Origin of the sequence: Actinomadura montaniterrae, assembly GCF_008923365.1 — a bacterium.
GTDB lineage: Bacteria > Actinomycetota > Actinomycetes > Streptosporangiales > Streptosporangiaceae > Spirillospora > Spirillospora montaniterrae.
In genome coordinates this window covers 1-20156 of the sequence record NZ_WBMR01000007.1, presented here as the reverse complement: position 1 = coordinate 20156, position 20156 = coordinate 1, and the positions used below count along the sequence as shown (strand labels likewise).

Annotated in this window: 19 protein-coding genes; 13 read left to right on the top strand and 6 right to left on the bottom strand. The window is 71.2% G+C overall.

What is annotated here, in order from left to right; genetic code table 11:
• Positions 1-30: 30 nt before the first annotated feature.
• From F9B16_RS04455 to F9B16_RS04435, 5 genes are all read left to right on the top strand, one after another.
• The gene (locus F9B16_RS04455) at positions 31-345 is read left to right on the top strand and encodes a hypothetical protein (protein WP_151538530.1); all 315 of its coding nucleotides are present in this window, start codon (positions 31-33) and stop codon (positions 343-345) included.
• A complete protein-coding gene (locus tag F9B16_RS04450; RefSeq protein ID WP_151538529.1) occupies positions 342-1907 on the top strand; it encodes an amidase in 1566 nt (521 codons plus the stop codon). Before F9B16_RS04455 ends, F9B16_RS04450 begins: the two co-directional genes overlap by 4 nt.
• A gap of 291 nt (positions 1908-2198) precedes the next feature.
• Positions 2199-3719 (top strand): serine/threonine-protein kinase, encoded by a 1521-nt coding sequence (locus F9B16_RS52410; RefSeq protein ID WP_225991346.1) that lies wholly within the window; start codon positions 2199-2201, stop codon positions 3717-3719.
• A 151-nt stretch (positions 3720-3870) separates the two neighbouring features.
• On the top strand, positions 3871-4734 hold the full coding sequence (locus tag F9B16_RS04440) for a YhjD/YihY/BrkB family envelope integrity protein (protein WP_192808620.1): 864 nt from the start codon (positions 3871-3873) through the stop codon (positions 4732-4734).
• A gap of 287 nt (positions 4735-5021) precedes the next feature.
• Complete coding sequence (locus F9B16_RS04435; RefSeq protein ID WP_192808619.1) at positions 5022-5885, top strand: quinone oxidoreductase family protein; 864 nt, start codon at positions 5022-5024, stop codon at positions 5883-5885.
• Positions 5886-6063: 178 nt separating this feature from the next.
• Here the strand turns inward: F9B16_RS04435 and F9B16_RS04430 are convergent, their stop codons facing one another.
• Together F9B16_RS04430 and F9B16_RS04425 are read right to left on the bottom strand one after the other, a co-directional pair.
• Positions 6064-7653 carry a tannase/feruloyl esterase family alpha/beta hydrolase gene (locus F9B16_RS04430; protein ID WP_192808618.1) on the bottom strand — a complete coding sequence of 530 codons (1590 nt, stop codon included), beginning with the start codon at positions 7651-7653 and terminating at the stop codon, positions 6064-6066.
• Positions 7654-8105: 452 nt separating this feature from the next.
• Positions 8106-8966 (bottom strand): alpha/beta fold hydrolase, encoded by an 861-nt coding sequence (locus F9B16_RS04425; RefSeq protein WP_151538525.1) that lies wholly within the window; start codon positions 8964-8966, stop codon positions 8106-8108.
• Positions 8967-9104: 138 nt separating this feature from the next.
• On the opposite strand from F9B16_RS04425, the gene F9B16_RS04420 reads away from it, so the two are divergent.
• Together F9B16_RS04420 and F9B16_RS04415 are read left to right on the top strand one after the other, a co-directional pair.
• Entirely contained in the window at positions 9105-9587 is a 483-nt protein-coding gene (locus F9B16_RS04420; protein ID WP_151538524.1) for an FAS1-like dehydratase domain-containing protein, read from the top strand.
• Positions 9584-10051 (top strand): hotdog family protein, encoded by a 468-nt coding sequence (locus F9B16_RS04415; RefSeq protein WP_151538523.1) that lies wholly within the window; start codon positions 9584-9586, stop codon positions 10049-10051. Before F9B16_RS04420 ends, F9B16_RS04415 begins: the two co-directional genes overlap by 4 nt.
• 112 nt (positions 10052-10163) lie before the next feature.
• On the opposite strand, the gene F9B16_RS04410 is transcribed toward F9B16_RS04415, so the two are convergent.
• The 4 genes from F9B16_RS04410 to F9B16_RS04395 are packed head-to-tail and all read right to left on the bottom strand — an operon-like array spanning position 10164 to position 13750.
• Positions 10164-11120, bottom strand: a complete 957-nt coding sequence (locus F9B16_RS04410; protein WP_225991345.1) for a quinone oxidoreductase family protein — start codon at positions 11118-11120, stop codon at positions 10164-10166.
• Positions 11117-11944: an ABC transporter permease gene (locus F9B16_RS04405; RefSeq protein ID WP_225991344.1), complete on the bottom strand. Its 828-nt coding sequence runs from the start codon at positions 11942-11944 to the stop codon at positions 11117-11119. The genes F9B16_RS04410 and F9B16_RS04405 overlap by 4 nt, the downstream gene beginning before the upstream one ends.
• A complete protein-coding gene (locus F9B16_RS04400; RefSeq protein ID WP_225991343.1) occupies positions 11941-12765 on the bottom strand; it encodes an ABC transporter ATP-binding protein in 825 nt (274 codons plus the stop codon). The genes F9B16_RS04405 and F9B16_RS04400 overlap by 4 nt, the downstream gene beginning before the upstream one ends.
• A gap of 7 nt (positions 12766-12772) precedes the next feature.
• Positions 12773-13750: an ABC transporter substrate-binding protein gene (locus tag F9B16_RS04395; protein WP_151538522.1), complete on the bottom strand. Its 978-nt coding sequence runs from the start codon at positions 13748-13750 to the stop codon at positions 12773-12775.
• 247 nt (positions 13751-13997) lie between these two features.
• Here F9B16_RS04395 and F9B16_RS04390 point away from each other — a divergent pair, with 247 nt between their 5' ends.
• The 6 genes from F9B16_RS04390 to F9B16_RS04365 all read left to right on the top strand — a co-directional run bounded on the left by F9B16_RS04390 (position 13998) and on the right by F9B16_RS04365 (position 20033).
• The gene (locus F9B16_RS04390; RefSeq protein ID WP_151538521.1) at positions 13998-15197 is read left to right on the top strand and encodes a Rieske 2Fe-2S domain-containing protein; all 1200 of its coding nucleotides are present in this window, start codon (positions 13998-14000) and stop codon (positions 15195-15197) included.
• Positions 15198-15327: 130 nt separating this feature from the next.
• Positions 15328-16650, top strand: a complete 1323-nt coding sequence (locus F9B16_RS04385; protein WP_151538520.1) for a M20 family metallopeptidase — start codon at positions 15328-15330, stop codon at positions 16648-16650.
• Positions 16647-17603: a DODA-type extradiol aromatic ring-opening family dioxygenase gene (locus F9B16_RS04380; protein WP_151538519.1), complete on the top strand. Its 957-nt coding sequence runs from the start codon at positions 16647-16649 to the stop codon at positions 17601-17603. The genes F9B16_RS04385 and F9B16_RS04380 overlap by 4 nt, the downstream gene beginning before the upstream one ends.
• Complete coding sequence (locus F9B16_RS04375; RefSeq protein ID WP_151538518.1) at positions 17600-18457, top strand: alpha/beta fold hydrolase; 858 nt, start codon at positions 17600-17602, stop codon at positions 18455-18457. The genes F9B16_RS04380 and F9B16_RS04375 overlap by 4 nt, the downstream gene beginning before the upstream one ends.
• Positions 18454-19233: an alpha/beta fold hydrolase gene (locus tag F9B16_RS04370; protein ID WP_151538517.1), complete on the top strand. Its 780-nt coding sequence runs from the start codon at positions 18454-18456 to the stop codon at positions 19231-19233. Before F9B16_RS04375 ends, F9B16_RS04370 begins: the two co-directional genes overlap by 4 nt.
• Positions 19230-20033 carry an IclR family transcriptional regulator gene (locus tag F9B16_RS04365; protein ID WP_151538516.1) on the top strand — a complete coding sequence of 268 codons (804 nt, stop codon included), beginning with the start codon at positions 19230-19232 and terminating at the stop codon, positions 20031-20033. The genes F9B16_RS04370 and F9B16_RS04365 overlap by 4 nt, the downstream gene beginning before the upstream one ends.
• Positions 20034-20156 lie beyond the last annotated feature (123 nt).

The following is a 20156-nucleotide window of genomic DNA, read 5'->3' as shown; positions in this document are numbered from 1 at the left end:
CGCTCATGATCTACAAGCGGAGGAGGACCGATGGGCCTACCGTCGGATGACGATCTCGACGCCTTCATCACGGCGCGGCTGGCGCTGGCGGGGGTCGATCTGAACCAGCTTCCCGAGTCGCCCGATCCCACGACCGGCGCGCCGTCGCGCGCGCAGGCCATGGAGTACCTGCGAACGTTCATGGCCGGCGCGAAGAGCGGCGGCGCGCGGCCCGGCGGACGGCCCGCCGCGATCGGCGGCTGGCGTCCGCCGGCGGACGGCCCGGACTCCGCCGCGCTGTCGCAGCAGGCCGATCCGCCACTGGAGTACCCCTCGATCACCACGGCCTGGACGGCGACCCGATGAGCCGCTCGGTCTCCCGCCGGCTGTTCCTGGCGCGCTCGGGCGCGGTGACCGCCGCCGCGGCCCTGGCGACCGCGCCCGGCACGACACCGGCCCTGGCCACCACCCGCCGGCTGACGATCCCCGACGTCCCGGTACGTCCGGAGGCGGCGGCCGATCCCACGGAGGCGACCCTGGCGGAGGCGGCCACGCTGCTCCGCCACCGCAAGATCAGCGCGGTGCGGCTCGTCCAAGCGCACCTGGACCGCATCACCGCGTTCGACGGCACCTACCAGGCGTTCGTCACTGTGACCGGGGAGCAGGCGCTCGCCGCTGCGAAGCGAGCCGATCGGCAGCGCGGCGGCCCGCTTTCCGGCATCCCCCTGTGCATCAAGGACAACTACTTCACCGCCGGGGTCCGGACGACCGCGAACTCGTTCATCTTCGACCAGTTCGTTCCCGGCTACGACGCGACGGGTGTCGCCCGGCTGAAGAACGCCGGCGGGATCGTCATCGGCAAGGGGCAGATGGGGCCGCTGGCCACCACCCGGGCGACGACCCCCGACGGCCGGATCACGACCGTCAACGCCTGGACGCCCACCGACCCCTCGGTCGATCCCGGCGGCTCCTCGACCGGCCCTGCCTGCGCCGTGGCCGCGCGGATGGCCACCTCGTCAATCGGCACGCAGACCGGCGGCAGCATCGTGCTGCCGTCGAACCAGCAGAACCTGACCGGGCTCAAGCCGACCATGGGCCGCACCTCGATCTACGGCGTCATCCCCCTGTCGTTCACCCGCGACCACAGTGGACCACTCGCGCGCGACGCCCTGGACGCCGCGATCATGATGACGGTGCTCGCCGGGCCCGACCCCCACGACGTGCGAACCCTCGGCCTGCCCGCGGTGCCCGACCTCGTCCGTGCGGCCACACCCGTGCGCGCCAAGGGCAAGGTCCGACTGCGGCGCACCACGCGCATCGGCGTCCCCCCGGACTACCTGACCGGAGTGAGCGCGCCGGTGCTCGCGCTGCGCAGGAATTTCCTCGCCGCCCTGGAGGCGATCCCCGGTGCACGGGTCGTCCAGGTCTCCTACCCCGACGACTGGTCCCTGCTGACGGGGGCGTTCAACGACGTGCGCCTGTCCGAGCGGACCGAGCCGTTCCGGCCCTGGCTGCAGAAGGACCTCAAGCTGTTCGGAGTCTCGGTCCTGAGCTGGCTCGGCGGACTGATGCTGTCCGGCGACGAATGGATCACCGGGCAGCGCGCCAAGACCCATCTGCTCCACCAGGTCCTCGACGGGCTGCTGAACGACTGCGACGTCCTCCTGCAGACCGGCCCGGTCCCCTTCGACATCCTCGGGCTACCCGAGATCGGCTTCCCGATCGGATTCGATTCCGGGGTACCTGTCGGCACGATCCTCGGTGGCGGCCCGTACGAGGAGGACCGGCTGCTGGAAGTGGTGGCGGCCTACCAGGCCGTCACGGACTGGCACTGGCGCCGCCCCGCCGACCCGCCCCAGTCCAAGCTGAGGTCCATGGCCGCACGACCGCGGCTCGACGCCGTCACCGCCGCCCGACAGAGCGCCTGAACGAAGCCCCCCGAAGGACAAGGCCCGGAACCGAACCCGGTTCCGGGCCTGCGCCCAGCGGACCGTTGCCGATCGAGCCATGCGGGCCGGGCCGAGTTTGCGGCCGCGGAGCAACCGGCACACATCGTTTGCCCTCGACGTGCTCCTGAAACGCGCGCTGCGATAACGCAATGCCGTTCGAGCATTACCCGCGTCTCTGTGGCTCGCCACCAATGGCACGTCTTCTCTGACCCCATTCTCGAAACTCTCCTGTACCGTGCATTTTGCTACGAATCCTCTTTGGGAGAGTCCATGCGTGAGCTTCGTGCGGGCGACCGGGGGCAGATCGGCGTCTACCGGCTGACCGGGCTGCTGGGTGAGGGCGGCCAGGGTTCGGTGTACCGGGGCGAGGCCCCCGACGGCTCGCCCGTCGCGGTCAAGGTCCTGCACGCCAGGTTCGGCGGGGACGCCAAGGCCCGCTCCCGGTTCGCCGCCGAACTCTCCCACGCCCAGCGGGTCGCACCGTTCTGCACCGCCCGGGTGCTCGACGCGGACCTCGAGGGAGATCAGCCCTACATCGTGAGCGAGTTCGTCGACGGTCCCTCGCTCGCCGAGGCGATCGCCACCGCGGGCCCGTCCCACGGTCCGGCGCTGGATCGGATCGCGATCGCCACGGTGACCGCGCTCGCCGCGATCCATGAAGCCGGGATCGTGCACCGCGACTTCAAGCCGAACAACGTCATCATGGGCGCCGACGGACCACGCGTCATCGACTTCGGCATCGCCCGCGCCCTCGACGCCACCGGCACCCCGTCCAGCGCGATCATCGGCACTCCGGCCTACATGGCACCCGAGCAGATCGCCGGCGGCGCCATCGGCCCCGCCGCCGACATCTTCGCGTGGGCATGCACCGTCGCCTATGCCGCCAGCGGGGCCGCGCCGTTCGGCCTGGACTCGATCCCCACGGTCATGCACCGCATCCTCAACGAGGAGCCGGAGCTGCGCGGGATCACCGGCCCGCTGCGCGACCTCGTCTCCGCGTGCCTCGCCAAAGACGCCGCCGACCGGCCGACCGCTCGCGAGGTCCTGCTGGGGCTCCTCGGCGGGCACGCGTCGGCCGGGGCCGCGCTGACCCTGCTGGACGAGGGCGCTCGCGCGGCCTCGCCCTCGCCCTCGCCCTCGCCCTCGCCCTCGCCCTCGCCGACGAGTCCGGACCCGCAATCACGCGACCAGCACGGCCCACCGAACGAGGCGCCTCCCGCCGGCGCCCCGACGCGGCCGATCCGTCCGCTCGAACGGAAGCCGCTGCGGATCACTCGCGGGAAGGTCACGCGATCGATGGCGCTCGCGGCCGTGCTCCTCGGTCTCCTGACGGCGCTGCCGTGGGGCCACATCGTCCAGACCGGCCTCCTGTTGAGCAACACCGTCCATGACGACCCGATCGCTGGAGTACGCACGATCTGGGGCATCCTCACCGCCGTCATGGCCGTAACGGCGCTCTGCATCGCGATCAACGAGGAGTTCGCCCGGCGGATCTCCGCCGTCTGGGCGGCCGTCCCGGGAGCTCTCGCCGTAGCGTCGATCACCACTTTCATGATCCGCAAAGCGGATCTGGTGTGGCTGAGCACGCATACCGGCGCCACGACGCACGCGCAGATGCGAGAAATGGGATTCGACGTCACGAGCTCGCTGTCGGTGGCCGTGTACATCGCGCTCGCCATGGCGATCGCGGTCACCGCGCTGGCCCTGGTCTCCTGGAGATTCCCCGACCCCACACCGGCCCAGCCCGGCCGAAGGAGCAGCCCCAGGCGATTGCTGAAGCCATCCCCATGATCCCTTCATCCTGTTGACCACGGCGATCGCCGGGAGAAGCTCGTGGGTGACCACGACCCGCATGAACGACCGGACCGTGGCGGCGCCGGGCGGGGCGGGGTGCGTATGCTGGCTGGTAGGTGGCGGTGCGGTGCCAGGGAAGGTCTGCCACATGAGCGCCGAACCGTCCGGGGTTCACCGGCTCGGGCCACCGCCTCGGCCCCGGCGTCGCGCCCTCCACCAGGCGAGCCGGGAGTGGGCGGCCCCACGCCTGAAGGCGGTCACGGAGAACCCGCTGTGGACCCGGATGACGGCGGTCGACTTCTTCGGCAACTCCATCCAGCTGGCCGCGCTGGCGATCCTGTGCTTCTTCCCGTTCCTCATCGTGATCACCACGGCGGCCGGCCAGGACACCGCCACCGTCGTCACCCGTTGGCTGGGCCTGGACGAACCGGCCTCGCACGCCGTGGCCGGCCTGTTCGCCGCCACTCCCGCCACCGGCTCCTCGACCGTGATCAGCGCATGCCTGCTGGTCCTGGGAGCCCTGGCCGTGGCAGGAACACTCCAGGGCTGGTACCGGCGGGTGTTCGACCTGCCCGGCCGCGGCCTGCGGGACCTGGGCGCCCAAGCCGCCTGGCTCGCCGGCCTCCTCGGCTACGGCGCAGCGCACGTCGCCCTCAGCTGGGCCCTGGGCCCCCTCGGCCCCCTCGTCGGACCGATCCTCCAGGGCCTGACCGGCCTGGCGCTGGCGGTCCTGTTCTGGTGGTGGACGATGAAAGTCCTGCTCGGGAAAGCCGCCGACTGGATGTCCCTGCTGCCCTCGGCCCTGGCCACCGGCCTGTTCTGGGTGGGGCTGGGAGCCTTCTCGTCCCGCTTCTTCTCCGACGAGATCGTCTCCAACAAGCAGAGCTACGGCTCCATCGGCGTCGTCATGGTCATCATGTCCTGGCTGGTCGCCGTCGGCGTCGTCGTCCACCTCGGCTCCATCGCGGGCCGCCTGTACAGCGAACGCCACGCCCGAGCTCCCCGCCAATAGAGGTCGGTTACGGCGACCGGGTTGTGGACGGCGGCCACGTCCACCTGCGTGACCGTCAGCCCCGGCGTCCAGCAGCAGGAACTCACCGCTTAGCCTGCTGAAACAGGATCGCGCGGAGACCGAGCCGCACCACTTCGCCGCCCTGTGAACCTCTTCGTGTCAATCGGTAGAGCTCGGCGACCCCGAGACCGCGGATTGGAGTCGTCATGCTCGCTGCCCGCCTGCACCGGTGGAATACCGCCCCGGCTGTTGAGGAGGTTGCGCCACCGCGCCCTGCGGCCGAGGAGGTGACCGTCGACATGGAGGCCGCCGCGGTCACCCATCTGGACCTCACGCTGATGTCCGGGACCTTCGCCTACCGCCCCGAGTTGCCGTTCATCCCCGGCACCGCGGGTATCGGCAGGGTGAGCGCCGGCGGCGAATCGCTGCTTGGACGCCGGGTCCTGGTCCGGGGCGGCGGTGTCGGACTGGAACGGCCCGGTACTTGGGCCGAGCAGGTGACCGCGCCGCTCACCGCGGTACGGACCATCCCCGATGACGCGGACGCGGCGCTCGCCGCCACCTGCTACTCGCCCATGACCACCGCCTGGGCCGCGGTCGATCCGGTCGGCCGCGTCGCCGAGGACGAGCGCGTCCTGGTCACCGGCGCCTCCGGTGGCGTCGGCTCGCTGACCGTCCAACTGGCGGCCCAGGCCGGCGCTCACGTCATGGCCCTGGTACGCGACGAAAAGAAGGCCGCCTCCGTACCCCCGGCCGCCCATGAGGTCCTCATCGGCCGTGGACCGGAGAGCCTGAGCACGGCTGCCGCCGATGGAGGCGTCGACCTCCTGCTCGACACCATCGGCGGCGACACCCTGCCCGCCTTCCTGCCGGCCATGCGCCCCGGCGGACGGGCCGTTCTGATCGGCTACGTCGCCGGCAAGACCCTCACGCTCGATCTTCCTTCCTTCCTGGCCCAGGACATCAGGCTGCTCCCCTTGAACATGGTCCGCCGTCCCGTCCCCGGAGAGGTCTTCCACCGCCTGCTCACCGACCTGACCGAGCGGCGCCTGATCCTGAACACCACCGCTTACCCTTTCGCCCGCATAGCCCAGGCACTCGAAGCCCGCACCGGCGGCAAGGTGTCAGGCACCGTGGCCATCACCATGTGACAGCCGTCGAATTCCGAGTGGAAATCGAACCTGCAGGTCGGCGGATATGGCGAGGGTGGAGGGCCTCCTGAGGCGCCGGTGTGCATTTCGCGTCTCGCACCGGCACTCGGAGGCCCTCCTTCATTCCGAGATCATCGGACTGGGTCTCGCGTATTCAGCACGTCCGTACACAGGACGTCTAGGCCTTGCCCTTCCGGCAGACCCACTTGCCGTTGATCCAGCCACAGGTCTTCTCATAGCCCGAGCGGAAGGTGCCCAGCCAGCTGATGGACTGGTTCGCGGACCGGCGGGGCCGCGCCGTGTAGCTCGACGCCTGGTCGACCGGTCCCCCCGTGGTGTCCACCGCCATGAGCGGCCACGGGTAGGCGGGCCGGGTCGCGGTGACCGATCCCGAGGAGTCCACCTTGCTGGTGATCATGCTGTTCGGTGCCCGGCCGCCCTCGACCCAGTCGACCACCGCACCGAGCCCGTTGAACTTGTCGGGCCCCTCGCCGCCGCTGCAGTGGGCCACGCCCGGCAGCATGAACAGCCGGGCGAACTCCTGGGTGCGGGCCAACCCGCCCATGCGCTCGGTGACCGCCTGGTAGTACGCGACGGTCCCGGCCGGCGGCACCGCCGGGTCGGCCTCGCCCTGCCACATGATCAGCTTGCCGCCGTGCCGCCGGAACTCGCTCAGGTCCGGGTCCGTGGAGTCGTAGATCCCGGAGACGCGGCCCATGATCTCCCGGAAGTTCGCCTCGGTGAACTGGACGTCCTTCAGCGTCATCGACGGCCGCGCCTCGGGATAGGCGAGCCAGCGCAATGTGTTGACGGCGAAACTGGCCTGGTTCGACAGCGCGCCCTGCGTGTAGGGAACGAGCCAGCCCGCCCAGTTGCCTTCCGAACCGCGGGGTTGGGCACCCGGGTACATCAGCCGGTTCTTGTTGTCCCGCGCCCCACCGTAGATCTTGCGGACCGACTCGAGTTGAGCCGGGTCGAGGCAGAAGCCGGACGAGCCGCCGCCGTCGCTCTTGCAGGCGATGCTCTTCGGATCGAACGAGCAGTCCATCGAGTCGCTGATCAGCCCGTCTCGGGTACCGTCCTGGGCGTCACAGGCGCTGACCACGGCCGCATGCAGCGACTTGAGGTCGTCCTGGGTGAGGGTCGAGTTGCCGTCGGCGTCCAGTATGGCCTTGCCGTTCCACCCCTGGTCCCAGATCGCCAGCGCGGTCATGTTCGAGGCGGGGGCGCCGGCGACGATGCCGTCGAAGTCCTCGGGGTAGCGCTGTGCCTCGGTCATGGCCTGGTCGCCGCCCTCCGAGCAGCCCGTGAAGTAGGAGTGCGACGCCGACCGGCCGTAGAAGCGCTTGACGATCTCCTTGGCCACGATGGAGGTCAGGTGCTGGGAGCGGTAGCCGAAGTCGACTCGCAGTTGCGGGTCGGCGCCGAAGAGCCCATCGGTCATGGTGGTTCCGTAGTGGCCCTCGTTGTCCCAGGCCACCGCGAACGTCCCGTTGGTGAGCGGGGTGCAGCCGAAGGTCGCCTGGGCGTCCAGGCGGGCGGTGCCGCAGAAGCCGCCACAGCCGGTCTGCAGGTAGCGCCCCGCCCACGTCTCGGTGGGCAGCAGCACATCGAACTGGATCTGCGGCGCGATGACCCCCTTGACCTCGCAGGCCTCCCACTTGCCGAGGGGATTGTCGGCGGCGGCGACGATGGTCGCCGAGGCGATGTTCGCCGGTGCGCCCGGTACACCGGTCAGGTCCAGCCGCGCGGCTTGCGCGCATGACATCGCCGGAGACGTGGCGGCCGCCTTGGAGGGGACGTTCATCGGGCGCGGCGAAGCCTGCGCCGTGGAGGCGGCGACAACGGCCACCACGAGCACGAACACATTGACGGCAGCGGCAAGGATTCGCCGCCTATTGGGACCCCGCATGGAGAGTGACAACTGACCTCCTGGGACGATACGGACGCCGATCCCCGGTATGATCAGGCGGGCGGCAGTGCCACAAAACCCTTCGGGTCCGCTGACCGAACCGTTTGTCACACGGCCGGGGGAAATCCGCTCAGAGTTCGACTGCCGGAAAGGCGTCCCTGGACGCGGTTCGAACACGCACAGGAACGCGGCCTTGGCCGGACCGCAAGCGCCCCGCCGCCGGGATGGCCCATGGGGCGAGCCCTCGGCGCCGAGCACTACGACGGACGACGCTCGCCTCATGGGCCTGGACGGGCTCCAGATGGGGGTCAGCGGTCGTGGGCCTGGTTCAGGAAACCGGTGACGACGGAGTAGAAGTCGTGCGGCCGCTCCTCCTGCAGGTGGTGGGAGGTGTGGTCCATGACGTACAGGTGGCCGCGCGGCACCATCCGGGCGAGCATCAGGGGATAGTCGGGGGTGAGGAACGCGTCGTGCATCCCCCAGGCGAAAAGCACGGGGACCATGAGGCGCCCCAGCTCGTCGGTGAGGTCCTGCCAGTCACCGCGCGGGTTGTCCGCGTCCGCGGCGAGCGCCATCTCCTCCGGGTCGAGGCTCTGCTGGTAGCGCAGGGAGACGGTCTCATCCGGGACCGCCTCCCGGTCGTACCACTCCAGCCGCGCTATGAGATCGCGCATCTTCTCCCACGACGGACCAGTGCCGCCGTAGTAGGCGTCGCGGGCCTTGCGGCCGCGGCGGGCCCCTTCGGGCAGCGGCGCGAGCGGGCCGTAGAAGACCGGCATGCTTCCGGTGACCACCAGCGAGCGCACCCGCTCGGGGTACTTCGCCGCCAGGTTGAGCGCGATCGTCCCGCCCCAGGAGTTGCAGACGAAGTCGGCCCGGGCGATGTCGAGCGCGTCCATGAGCGCGACGGTCTTCGCGGCGTGGAAGTCCCACATCGGCCCGGTGATGACGCACTTCTCCGACTTGCCGTACTGCAGGATGTCGACCAGGAAGCACTCGCGGTCGCGCGCGAACATCGGCGCGACGGGACCGAAGTCCGACCAGGCCGTGCAGCCCGGTCCGCCGCCGTGCAGGAAGATCGTCGGGCTGCCCGCGCCCATGCGCAGGTAGTGGTACTTCACGCCGTCGGCGTCGGCGTACGCCCCCTCGGGAGCCGGTTGGATGTCCATGACGGAGATCCTCGCGCCGCCGCGCCCGCGCGCCGAAGCCTCTCGGTCCGCTGAGCGGTCCGCGGTCCTTACCGGCGGCGGGCGCCGTGCGTAGCGTGCGCCGCAAGGTGATCACACCAGGAGGTGCCGTTGGAAGCCGTGGCCACTGCGGTCGACCTCGCCGAGCGGCGCGCTCGCGCCCTCGTCGGCCGGGTCGAGCACCGTTCGCTCGGCGTCGTACGGGCGGCCGAGGCCGCCGAGTTCGCGCGGGCCGCCGGGGAGACCTCCGCGTGCCTGGTCGACCCGGAAGACGCCGGCTTCGTCGTCCACCCGATGTACGTCGTCAGCCTGCTCCGCGGCGTGCCGGGCGCCGGCGACGAGGAGTTCCGCCCGGACGGGATGTACCGCGACGAGGTTCCGGGGACGGACGGACTGGACGTCGCCCTGATGGCCGGTGGCCAGGACGTGCGCTGGATCGCCGACGTACGGCCCGGCGACCGGATCGACGTGCGGCGCACGCTGACGGAGGTCGCGCGGAAGGGGCGCGGCACCGGGTTCCTGCTGCTGACCGCCGAGAAGACCTACGGAACGGCCGAGCGCGGTGTCCTCATCGAGGTCACGGAAAGGTTCATCGTCCGATGACGGACCAGGACGTCCCCACCACGGCCGGCGGCCGGCCGGCACTGCCCGGCGCGGAGATCGGGCCCGTCCGGGCGGTGCCCGACGCGGTCCGGCTGCTGCGGTTCGGCGCGGTGACGCGGAACGCGCACCGCATCCACTACGACGCCGAGTTCGCCCGCTCCGAGGGGCTGGCCGGCCCCGTCGTCATGGCGCAGCTGCACGGTTGCCTCCTCCACCGGGCGGCGGCCGCATTCGCCGGCGGCGATCCCCGGGCCGTCCGCGCGCTCGGATGGCAGAACCGCGCGCCCGCGTCTCCCGGTGACCGCCTCGCCGTCACCGGAACCGTGCGCACGGTCGACGCCGCGACCGGCGAGGTCACGCTCGACCTGGAGGAGACCCTCGACGACGGCACCGTCTGCTGCCGCGGGCACGCCGTCGTGGCCCTGCCCCCGTCACCCGATGGCGAAGGGTCGCGCCGCACCTGACCGGCTCGAGACCCGCCGGACGCCGATGGCGTCCGGCGCCGGGGACGGCACCGGGGACGGCGCCGCCAGCGGGCAGTCCGCTCGGCGGCGCCGTCCCCGTGACGGGGCCCGGTCAGTCCATCGTCAGGGCGACCTTCCCGACGGCCGCGCCGGTCCGCAGCCGTTCGATGGCGTCCTCGAACCGGTCGAGGCCGTACCGCTCCACGTTGAGGGTCAGGTCCCCGGCGGTGATCTCGGCGAGGAGCCGCTCGCCCACCTCGGCGAGGTCCCGGGCACGGGTCATCAGGTTGACCGGCAGCAGCGCGACGTCGGCGAGCAGCCATTCCGCGAGGTCGACGGTGAGCTCCCGCCCCGCCGAGTAGCCGACCAGGGCGGCGCGTCCGCCGGGCCGGACGAGCGCGAGCGCGGCGGTCAGCACCGTCCCTCCGACCGTGTCGACGAGCGCGTCGACACGGCCGCCCAGTGCCTCCTCCGACAGATCGCGGGCGAGGATCGCCTTGGCCCCGGCCGGGACGTGCGGCAGCTTGGCCGGCCGGCCGACGACGCCGATCACCTCCGCGCCGGCGCGCGCGGCCAGCTGGACCGCCACGGATCCGACGGCTCCGGCCGCGCCGGTCACGATGACCCGCTCCCCCTCGCGGATCGCCGCCACGTCGTGCACGGCCGCCCAGGCGGCGCCCGCCGGAGAGAAGAAGGAGCAGGCGACGGCGGGGTCCGCGTCCGGGAGGGTGGCGGTGGCGGCCTTGTCGGGGACGACCGCGTACTCGGCCCAGCCGCCGTCACGGCGCAGCCCCACTCCGGCCCCCCGCAGGCGCACCAGTGCGCCCTCCGGGTGGACGTCCGATTCGATGACCGTGCCGCACGCGTCGGTGCCCGGCACGAACGGCGGTTCGGGCAGGATGCCGAACCGGCCGTCGATGACGTTCAGGTCGAGATGGCCGACCGCCGCGGCCCGCACCCGGACGAGCGTCTCGCCCGGCGACCGCGCGGGCACGGGCCGCTCCACGATCCGCGGCGGCGATCCGAACTCGTCGAGGACGAGCGCGCGGGACTTCTTCTCCGCGATCACAGCTTCACCCCATATCGGCGTAGAACACGGGAGGAGACGATGCGCAGCACCCGGTCGAAGACGAACCCGAGGATGCCGAGCGTGATGATGCCGACGAACACCCAGTCGATGCGGCCGTAGTTCCGCGACGTCCAGATCAGCGCGCCGAGGCCGACCTGCGCGGCCACGATCTCGGCCGAGACGATGGTCAGGAAGGAGTTCCCCATCGCCAGGCGGGCGCCCGTGACGATGTGCGGCACCGTGGCGGGCAGCACGATGCTCCGCATGACCTGCCATCGGTTCGCGCCCAGGCTGGTGGCGGCGCGGAGCTTGGACTCGTCGATCGAGAGCACGCCGGCGATGGTGTTGAGCGTGACGATGAAGACGGACGTGTAGAAGATCAGCACGATCTTCGAGGACTCCCCGATGCCGAGCCACACCACCGCGAGGGTGACGAAGGCGATCGGCGGGATGAACCGGAAGAACTCGATGTACGGATCGAGCAGCAGCCGGATCACGGGGAGGCGGCCCATGAGCAGGCCCACGGGCACGCCGACGGCCACGCCGAGGCCCCAGCCGATGAGGATGCGGCGGCCGGAGGCGATGACGGAGTTCCCCAGCGTGCCGTCGGAGGCGAGCTCCTTGGCCGCCTTCACGGTCTGCGCCGGTGAGGCGACCAGCGCGGAACCGTACCGCATCGCGAGGAGCTGCCAGACCCCGATGCCGACGGCGACGGAGATCGCGTACATGGCGACGGTGCGGATCCGGCCGGACGCCGCGCGGGGAAGCCGGCTGCGGACCCGGGGGACGGTGTCCCCCTGCTGGGCGGTGTCTACGGTGGTCACCCGTCCTCCTCTCCGGAGGCGAGGCCCTGCTCCCGCAGGGCCGCGCGGACCTCCTGGCCGATGTCCTGTCGCAGTTTCTGGTGGAGCGCGATCGCGTCCGGGGACGTCTCGTCGCGGGGCCGGGGCAGCTTCACGTCGTAGACGTTCTTGATCGACGCCGCCGGGCCCGCCGTCATGACCGCGATGCGGTCGCCGAGGATGATCGCCTCGTCGATGTCGTGGGTGACGAAGACGACGGTGCATCCGGACTCCCGCCAGATGCGGTCCATCTCCTCCTGCATGACCTGCCGGGTCTGGGCGTCCAGCGCGCCGAACGGCTCGTCCATGAGCACGATGCGGGGCCGGTTCGCCAGGACCCGGGCGATCTGCACCCGCTGCCGCATGCCCCCCGACAGCTGGTCCGGGAACTTGTCGGCGAACCCGCGCAGGCCGACGAGCCCGAGGTACTCGTCCGCCAGGGCCGCCTGCTTCGCGCGGGACATGCCGCGCATGCGGGGGCCGAACGCGACGTTCTGCCGGACGGTGAGCCAGTCGAACAGCGCCTCGCTGCTCTGGAAGACCATGCCGCGTTCCGGCGACGGCCCGTCGATGGGCCGGCCGTCGACGGAGACGGTGCCGGCGGTGGCCGGGGTGAACCCGGCCAGCGCGGACAGCAGGGTCGACTTGCCGCACCCGCTCGGGCCGAGCAGGCACAGGAACTCGCCTGCGGCGACCTGGAGGGAGATGTCCTTGACGGCGTCGTAGGAGCCGAAGCTGATGCGCACGCCGTCGATGCGCGTGGCCGCGCCGCGGGCGGCGTCTCGGTCGATCTCGGTCGTCACGGCGTCCTCACTTCCCCGCGTGCTGGGAGAACCAGTTCTGGAGCACGGCGGTGTTCACGTCCGGCTTCGCCTTGGTCTTGCCGGTCTGGAGGAAGAACCCGGCGGTCTGCTCGTACCCCGCCATGTCGGCGGCGGTGATGTCGCGGACCCCGAAGTCGATCTCCTTGACCGCGGTGAGGGTCTGCTCGACCGGGATCTTCGCGATCTTCTGCGTCGCCTGCGCCGCCGCCTGCGGATCGCTCTCGGTGAGCTTGGCCGCCTCGTCGAGCGCCGCGGCGACCTTGGCGGCCGTTTCCTGGTTGGCGTTGAGCCACTTGTTGCCGGCGATGAGCCACTGGACATAGGACAGGCCGTAGTCCCCGCTGGTCTCGACGATCTTCCCGCCGAGCTGCGTGCCCTTGGCCGGCCACGGCTCCCAGAGGACGTAGGCGTCGACGCTGCCCTTCTGCAGCAGCGCCGGGATCTCCGGCGGGTCGGCGGTGACGAACGTGACCTTCTTCGGGTCGATCTTCTTGGACTCGAGGAACCGCGTCGCGGCGATCTCCGACAGGCCGGGCACGGTCGCCATCTTCTTGATCTGCGACGGGTCCCCGATGCTCTTGCGCTCGACGACCTTCAGGAACTTCCCGGACCGCTCGTAGACGAGGAGCGCCCGGAGGTCGGGGTTCTGCTGGAGCTTGCCGATCGCCGTCGTGTCCGAGCTGCCGGCCAGCTGGATCTGGCCGGAGGCGATCGCGTCGACGGCGTCGCCGCCCTTGCCGAACTGGACCACGTCGACGTTGACGCCGTGCTTGGCGAACAGCCCCTTCTCCTGGGCGACGAACACGGGGGCGTACGCCGCGTCGATGCCGACCGCGAAGCGGACCTTGGGCCCGGCGGCGTTTCCGGCACCCCCGGAGTCGGTCGAGCCGGCGCTGCAGGCGGGAATGGTCATGAACAGTGTGAGAACGGCGGCGGCGCGCCAGAAGGTGGGCCGTGCTTTCATAGAGCACCTCGATGGCAGTGGGCCGGGAACCCCGGCGTGGATTCGGCGTAGGCCGGAGTTCGCTGAACCGTAAGGTGCTCGGCACCTGCGCCGCATGAGCGGAGGTCCACTCACCGGACCGTTCCGGATCCTCGTCCGCGGCGGCGTCCCGGCGGCAGCGGTCTGCTGAGCGAAACGTTCCCGTAGGCAGGACCCGTCCGGCGTCCGATCATCTCGACATCGCTAGCTGATTTCGGGAGGACGACGCATGACCGAGCTCGACTCGTCCGTTTCCGGGGCCGGGGACACCCGCGCGCCGGCACGGCGGCCCAAGCGACCCGGCCGGCAGGACTGGTCGTCGTGGCCCGAGTACAACGCCGCCGCCACCGGCTTTCGCGGGTACTGGTACCCGGTCACCTGGTCGAGCCACGTGAACGGGAAGCCCCTCGCGGTCACCCTCTGCGGCGAGAAGATCGCGCTGGTCCGGGACAACGGGAAGGTGCACGCGCTGCACGACCGCTGCCCGCACCGCGGTGTCCCCCTGTCGTTCGGCGACCAGCAGTTCCCCGGCACGCTCAGCTGCCCGTACCACGGGTGGACGTTCCGCCTCGGCGACGGAGAGCTGTGCGCCGTCATCACCGACGGCCCCGAGTCGCGGATCTGCGGCAAGGTGCGGGTGCAGACCTACCCGGTGGACGAACGCCTCGGCATGGTGTGGGTGTACGTCCCGCTCGCCGGCGAGGAACCGCATTCGCTCGACTCGCAGCTGCCCGAGGAACTCCTCGGCAACTCCTTCATGCTGGGCGGCCGCATCGAGCCGCGGACCGGGAACTGGCGGTTCGCGTGCGAGAACGGCTTCGACGAGGGGCACGCGAAGTACCTGCACCGGACGTCGCTGTGGCGGCTATTCAAGCCGATGCCCACCTGGAACATCACCAGGATCGTGCCGGAGGGCCGGTGGATCTACCGGGTGCAGGACGAGGTGCACTGGGAGGCGGACTTCCCCGGCGTGGGCCGGTGGACGACCAAGCGCTGGTGGAAGTTCCAGCCGCCCAAGGAGACCTTCAACCTCGGCAACACCGGCAAGCCGAAGAAGGTCGACCCGGTCATCGAGTCGTACGGGTTCCCCGGCTTCGCCTCGCTGGCCATGCCGGGCATGCTGCGCATCGCCTACCCGGGATTCATCCACTACGAGTTCTACGTCCCGGTCGACGCCGACCACCACCAGTACGTCGGCGTCATGGTCAACTTCACCGAGGGCTGGAAGAGCCTCGGCTTCTACGCCAAGTACCTCGGCGCGATCCGCTGGCTCTTCCACGGCCAGTTCTCCGGCCAGGACGCGTGGATGGTCGACGTGACGGACGCGCCGCCGGAGAAGCTCTACCGCCCCGACGTGTCCCTCACCGCCTGGCGCACCCTCGCCGAAGAGGAGACCGCCAAGAAGCGGGCCGAGATCGGCGCCAAGTGACCTCTGAGGAGTCTTCCATGCGACGTACCCTGCTGACCCTGATCATCGGCGCGGCCCTCGCGGCGGCGGCGCCGCGGCTGTGGCGCTGGATCGCCCGTACCAGCAACACCCAGGTCCACCGGATCAACCAGTGAGCGGGCTGGAGGGGCTGGACGAGCGGCGCCGGGACCTGGTCGCGGCGGCCTGGAAGCACGTCACCGCGGCGCGGCTGCGCGAGCTGGTCGTCGGCCTCGTGAACGAGCCCAGCCCCACCGGCGGCGAGGGGCCGCTGGCCGAGCACATCGCGGGCGCGCTCGGCGCGGCCGGCATCACGGCGGCGACGCAGCCGCTCGACGACCGGCAGGCCAACGCGTGGGGGCGGCTCCACGGCGACGGCACCGGTCCCGACCTGATGCTGTACGCCCCGGTCGACACGCTGACCACCGGCGACGCGGCCGAGGACGCTCCGTGGACCGGTCCTGACCTGCGGCCCGACATGCGGCCCGCCGCCCGCGTCGTGGGCGATCTCGTGATCGGGCTCGGAGCGTCCAATCCGAAAGGGCACGCCGCCTGCGTGATGATGGCCGCCGAGGCCATTCACCAGGCGGGGCTGCCGCTGACCGGGGACCTGCTCGTCGCGTTCGGCGCCGGGGGCATGCCCACGAACGCGCTCGACGGCGGCGCCCGGCGCAACACGGGCCAGGGCGCCGGCTGCTCCTTCCTCCTGGAACAGGGGCACTGGACCGACTTCGCGGTGATCGCCAAGCCCGGCTGGACCGTGTCGTGGGAGGAGGTCGGGCTCGCCTGGTTCGAGGTGACCGTACGCGGGATCCACACGTACGTCGGATCCCGGCACCGGCTGCCGTACGACAACGCGATCGCCCGCGCGGGCGAGGTCGCCGTGCGGCTGGAGCGCTGGTTCGCCGAGTACGCCGAGCGGCACACCGAGGGCACGGTCGCCCCGCAGGGCATCGTCGCCGCGATCGAGGCGGGGCGGCCGCGGATGGCGGCGGTCACCCCGGCCTCCTGCCGGCTGCTGGTCGATCTGCGGCTGAGCCCCCGGACGACGCCGATGCGGGCCAAGCGGGAGTTCGCCGCCGCGCTCCAGGGGATCCGCGCCGAACTGCCCGGCGTCGAGCTGGCGTCGGAGATGGTTCTCGCCATCCCGGGCACCGCGTCCGACCCGGACATGTGGGCGTCCCGCAGCGCGATCGCCGCCTGGGAGGCACTGGAGGGCCGCCCGCACGAGGTGATCCGCGGCAACAGCGGCGCGACCGACGCCAACATCCTGCGCAACCGGGGCGTCCCGACCGTGCGGATCGGCATGCCGAAGGTCACCGACGCGCCCTTCGAGATCGATTTCGCCATGGGGATGAACACCGTCGACGTCCGGGAGATGGAACGCCTCACCCGGCTCCTCGTCCGCACGGCGGTCGACACCGTCACCCGTACCCGGTCGGAGGTGGGACTGTGAGCGAGATCGTGCTCGGTGTCGGCGCGTCGCACAGCACGCTGATGAACACGCACTGGGAGGAGACGGTCCACAAGGACGAGGCCGGCCGGTTCCGCGACGCCCTGTACGCCGCGCGGGACCGGATCGCCGCGGCCCGGCCGGACACCGTCGTCCTGGTGGGCTCGAACCACTTCCGCGGGTTCTGGCTGGACCTCATCCCGAGCTTCACGATCGGGGTGGGCGAGTGCGTCGCGAGCGGCGAGTCCGGCACGCCGAAGGGCCCGCAGCCGGTCGACGAGGAGCTGGCCCGGTACGTCGCCGGCGCCCTCGTGGAAGGCGGCGGCTTCGACGTCGCCTTCTCGGCCCGGCTGCAGATCGACCACGGCCAGTCGCACGCGATCCAGTACCTGCTCGCCGGGCTGGACGTGCGGATCGTCCCGATCGTCATCAACGTCTTCGCGCCCCCGCTGCCCGCGCTCGCCCGCTGCGACGCGCTGGGCCGCGCGATCCGGGAGGCCGTCGAGGCGTTCCCCGGCGACCGCCGCATCGCGGTGATCGGCTCCGGCGGCCTGTCGCACCGGCTGCCGTGGCCGGACTGGCGCAGCCCGGACGGCGAGGACGAGGAGTTCATGGTCCGGGCCTGGCTCGACGGGCGGAACAACTGGCAGGAGTACGACGGGCGGCGCCGCGAGATCGTCCGGGCCGCCCGGGCGGCGATCAACCCGGAGTTCGACGACGAGCTCCTGACCATGGTCGAGAAGGGCGAGCTGCACCGCATCACCGCGTACACCACCGAACGCCTCGAAGAGGTCGCCGGCAACGGCGCGCAGGAGGTGCGCACCTGGCTGGTCATGGCCGCCGCGCTCGGCCACGTCCCCGGCCGGCGGCTCGCCTACGAGGTCATCCCGGAATGGCTCACCGGCATGGCCGTCGCCGTCATCGAGCCACAGCCCCACGGAGAGGTCCCCGCATGAGCATCTGGAACGCACTGGCCGACGTCGACTACCGGCACGCGTACGTCGACGCGGGCGGGATCAGGACCCGGGCGCTGCAGGCCGGGCCGGAAGACGGCGAGCACGTCGTCTTCCTGCACGGCACCAGCGGCCACCTGGAGGCGTTCGTCCGCAACGTCCCCGAGCACGCCCGGCACTACCGCTGCCACGCGATCGACATGCTGGGCCACGGCTACACCGGCAAGCCGGACGTGCCGCAGGAGATCCCCGCCTACGTCGACCACCTGATCGCCTACCTCGACGCCGTCGGCGCCGAACGCGCGCACCTGGTCGGCGAGTCGCTCGGCGGCTGGGTGTCGGCGTGGGCCGCGAGCGAGCACCCGGAACGGGTCGCGTCTCTGCAACTGCTGTGCATGGGCGGCACCAAGATCAATCCGGAGGTCATGGAGCGCCTGAAGAAGACGACCACCGCCGCCTCCCTGGAGGACGACGTCGAGCTCACCCGCAGCAGACTGCGGCTGCTGTGGGCCGAATGGGACGAGGAGTTCGGCGACGAGCTCACCGAGGTGCGCTACGCCATCTACCACCGGCCGGACTTCCAGAAGAACCTGCCGAACCTGCTGGCCCTGCAGGAGGTGGAGATCCGCGAGCGCAACCTGCTCCGCCCCGACCGGATGCCCCGGATCACCGCGCCCACGCTGGTGGTCTGGGGCAACAAGAACCCGTTCGGCGACGTCCCGGAGGCGCAGGCGATCGCCGACGCCATCCCCGGCGCGCGGCTGGAGATCTTCAACGAGTGCGGGCACTGGCCCCAGCACGAGCAGGCGGGCCGGTACAACCCGATCAGCCTCGCGTTCCTCGCAGAGGCGCGATGATCCGCAAGGGGTACGCCGACACGTCCTTCGGGCAGGTGCACTACGCCGAGTACGGCTCCGGCGCGCCCGTCGTGCTCCTGCACCAGACGCCGCGCTCCTGGGACGAGTACCGCGAGGTGCTCCCCCTCCTCGGCCGGACGCACCGCGCGATCGCCATGGACACGATCGGCTTCGGCGCCTCCGCGCCGCTCGCCGAGCACAGCATCGAGACGTACGCCGCCGCCGTCCTGGAGTTCCTCGACGCGCTGGGCCTGGACCGCGCGACGCTGGCCGGCCACCACACCGGCGGCGTCGTCGCGGTCGAGGCGGCGGCGCGGGCGCCGGAGCGCGTCGAGCGGCTGGTGCTGTCCTCCACCCCGTACGTCGATGCCGCCGCGCGCGAGGCGCGGCGGCACCGCCCGCCGATCGAGCACCTGGAGACCGACCCCGACGGAGGTCATCTCACGGAGATATGGCGGCGCCGGCAGCCCTTCTACCCCACGGACCGCCCGGACGTGTTCAACCGGCTGATCCGGGACGTGCTGGTCCTCGGCCCGGACGCGGAGAAGGGACACGAGGCGGTCAGCGCCTACCGCATGGAGGAGCGGATCGGTCTCGTCCGCTGCCCCGTGCTGTGCGTCGGCGCGTCGGCCGACCCGTTCAGCTTCCCCGAGCTGGCGTCTCTGGCAGGACGTCTCGACGATCCGACCATTGCGGTCATCGAGGGCGGCATGGTCCCATTAATGGAGCTGCACTCCATCGAGGTAGCCGATCTCATCGCGAGGTTCGCGTTATGACCGTGGTTCCGTTCGCCCGCCCCGCAACAGATCTCCCGCTCGCCCCGCAGCACGACGCCGACGCGATGAACTCCGTCCTCGGCAAGGCACGGCTGATCATCGAGTCCTTCACCGCGGAGGACGACGTCCTCTCCCTGGCCGAGCTGGTACGGCGGTCCGGAGTGGCGAAGGCCAGCGTGCACCGGCTCGCCCAGGAACTCCTCGAGTGGGGAGTCCTGGAGCGGGTCGGCAACCGCTACCGCCTCGGCCTGCGGCTGTTCGAGATCGGCCAGCGGGTGCCCCGGCAGCGCACCCTGCGCGAAGCCGCCCTCCCGTACATGGAGGACCTGCTGATCGCCACGCAGGAGGCCGTCCACTTCGCGATCCACGACGGCCTCGACGTGCTGTACGTCGAGAAGCGCGGCATCCAGAAGCGGTCGCGCGTCGCCGGTCGCCTCCCGCTGTACTGCACCGCGACGGGGAAGGTGATCCTCGCGTTCTCGCCGCCGTCGCTGTTCCGCGAGGTTCTGGACAACGGCCTGCGGCCGCTCACCCGCAAGACGATCGTGCAGCCCGGGCTGCTGCGCGCGCAGCTCGACAAGGCCCGCGATGAACGGCTGGCGGTCGAGGTCGAGGAGACGAGGCTCGGCTACATGAGCGTCGCCGTCCCCGTCTTCAGCACGCCCACGACCCTCGCGGCCGCCCTCTCGATCACCGCGCCCACCTGCCGCATGAACATCGTCCGGTTCACCGCCGCCCTCCGTACCGCCGGCCTCGGCATCTCGCGCGCCCTCCAGGCCCAGGCCCAGGCCCAGGCCTAGGTCGTGTCCAGTGGATCATGCGTTGATCCAGAGCAGTGCTGTGACTAGGACGATTGCCGCTCTGTAGTTGCGGGCGAGCTTGTCGAAGCGGGTGGCGATGCCGCGCCATTGCTTGAGGCGGCC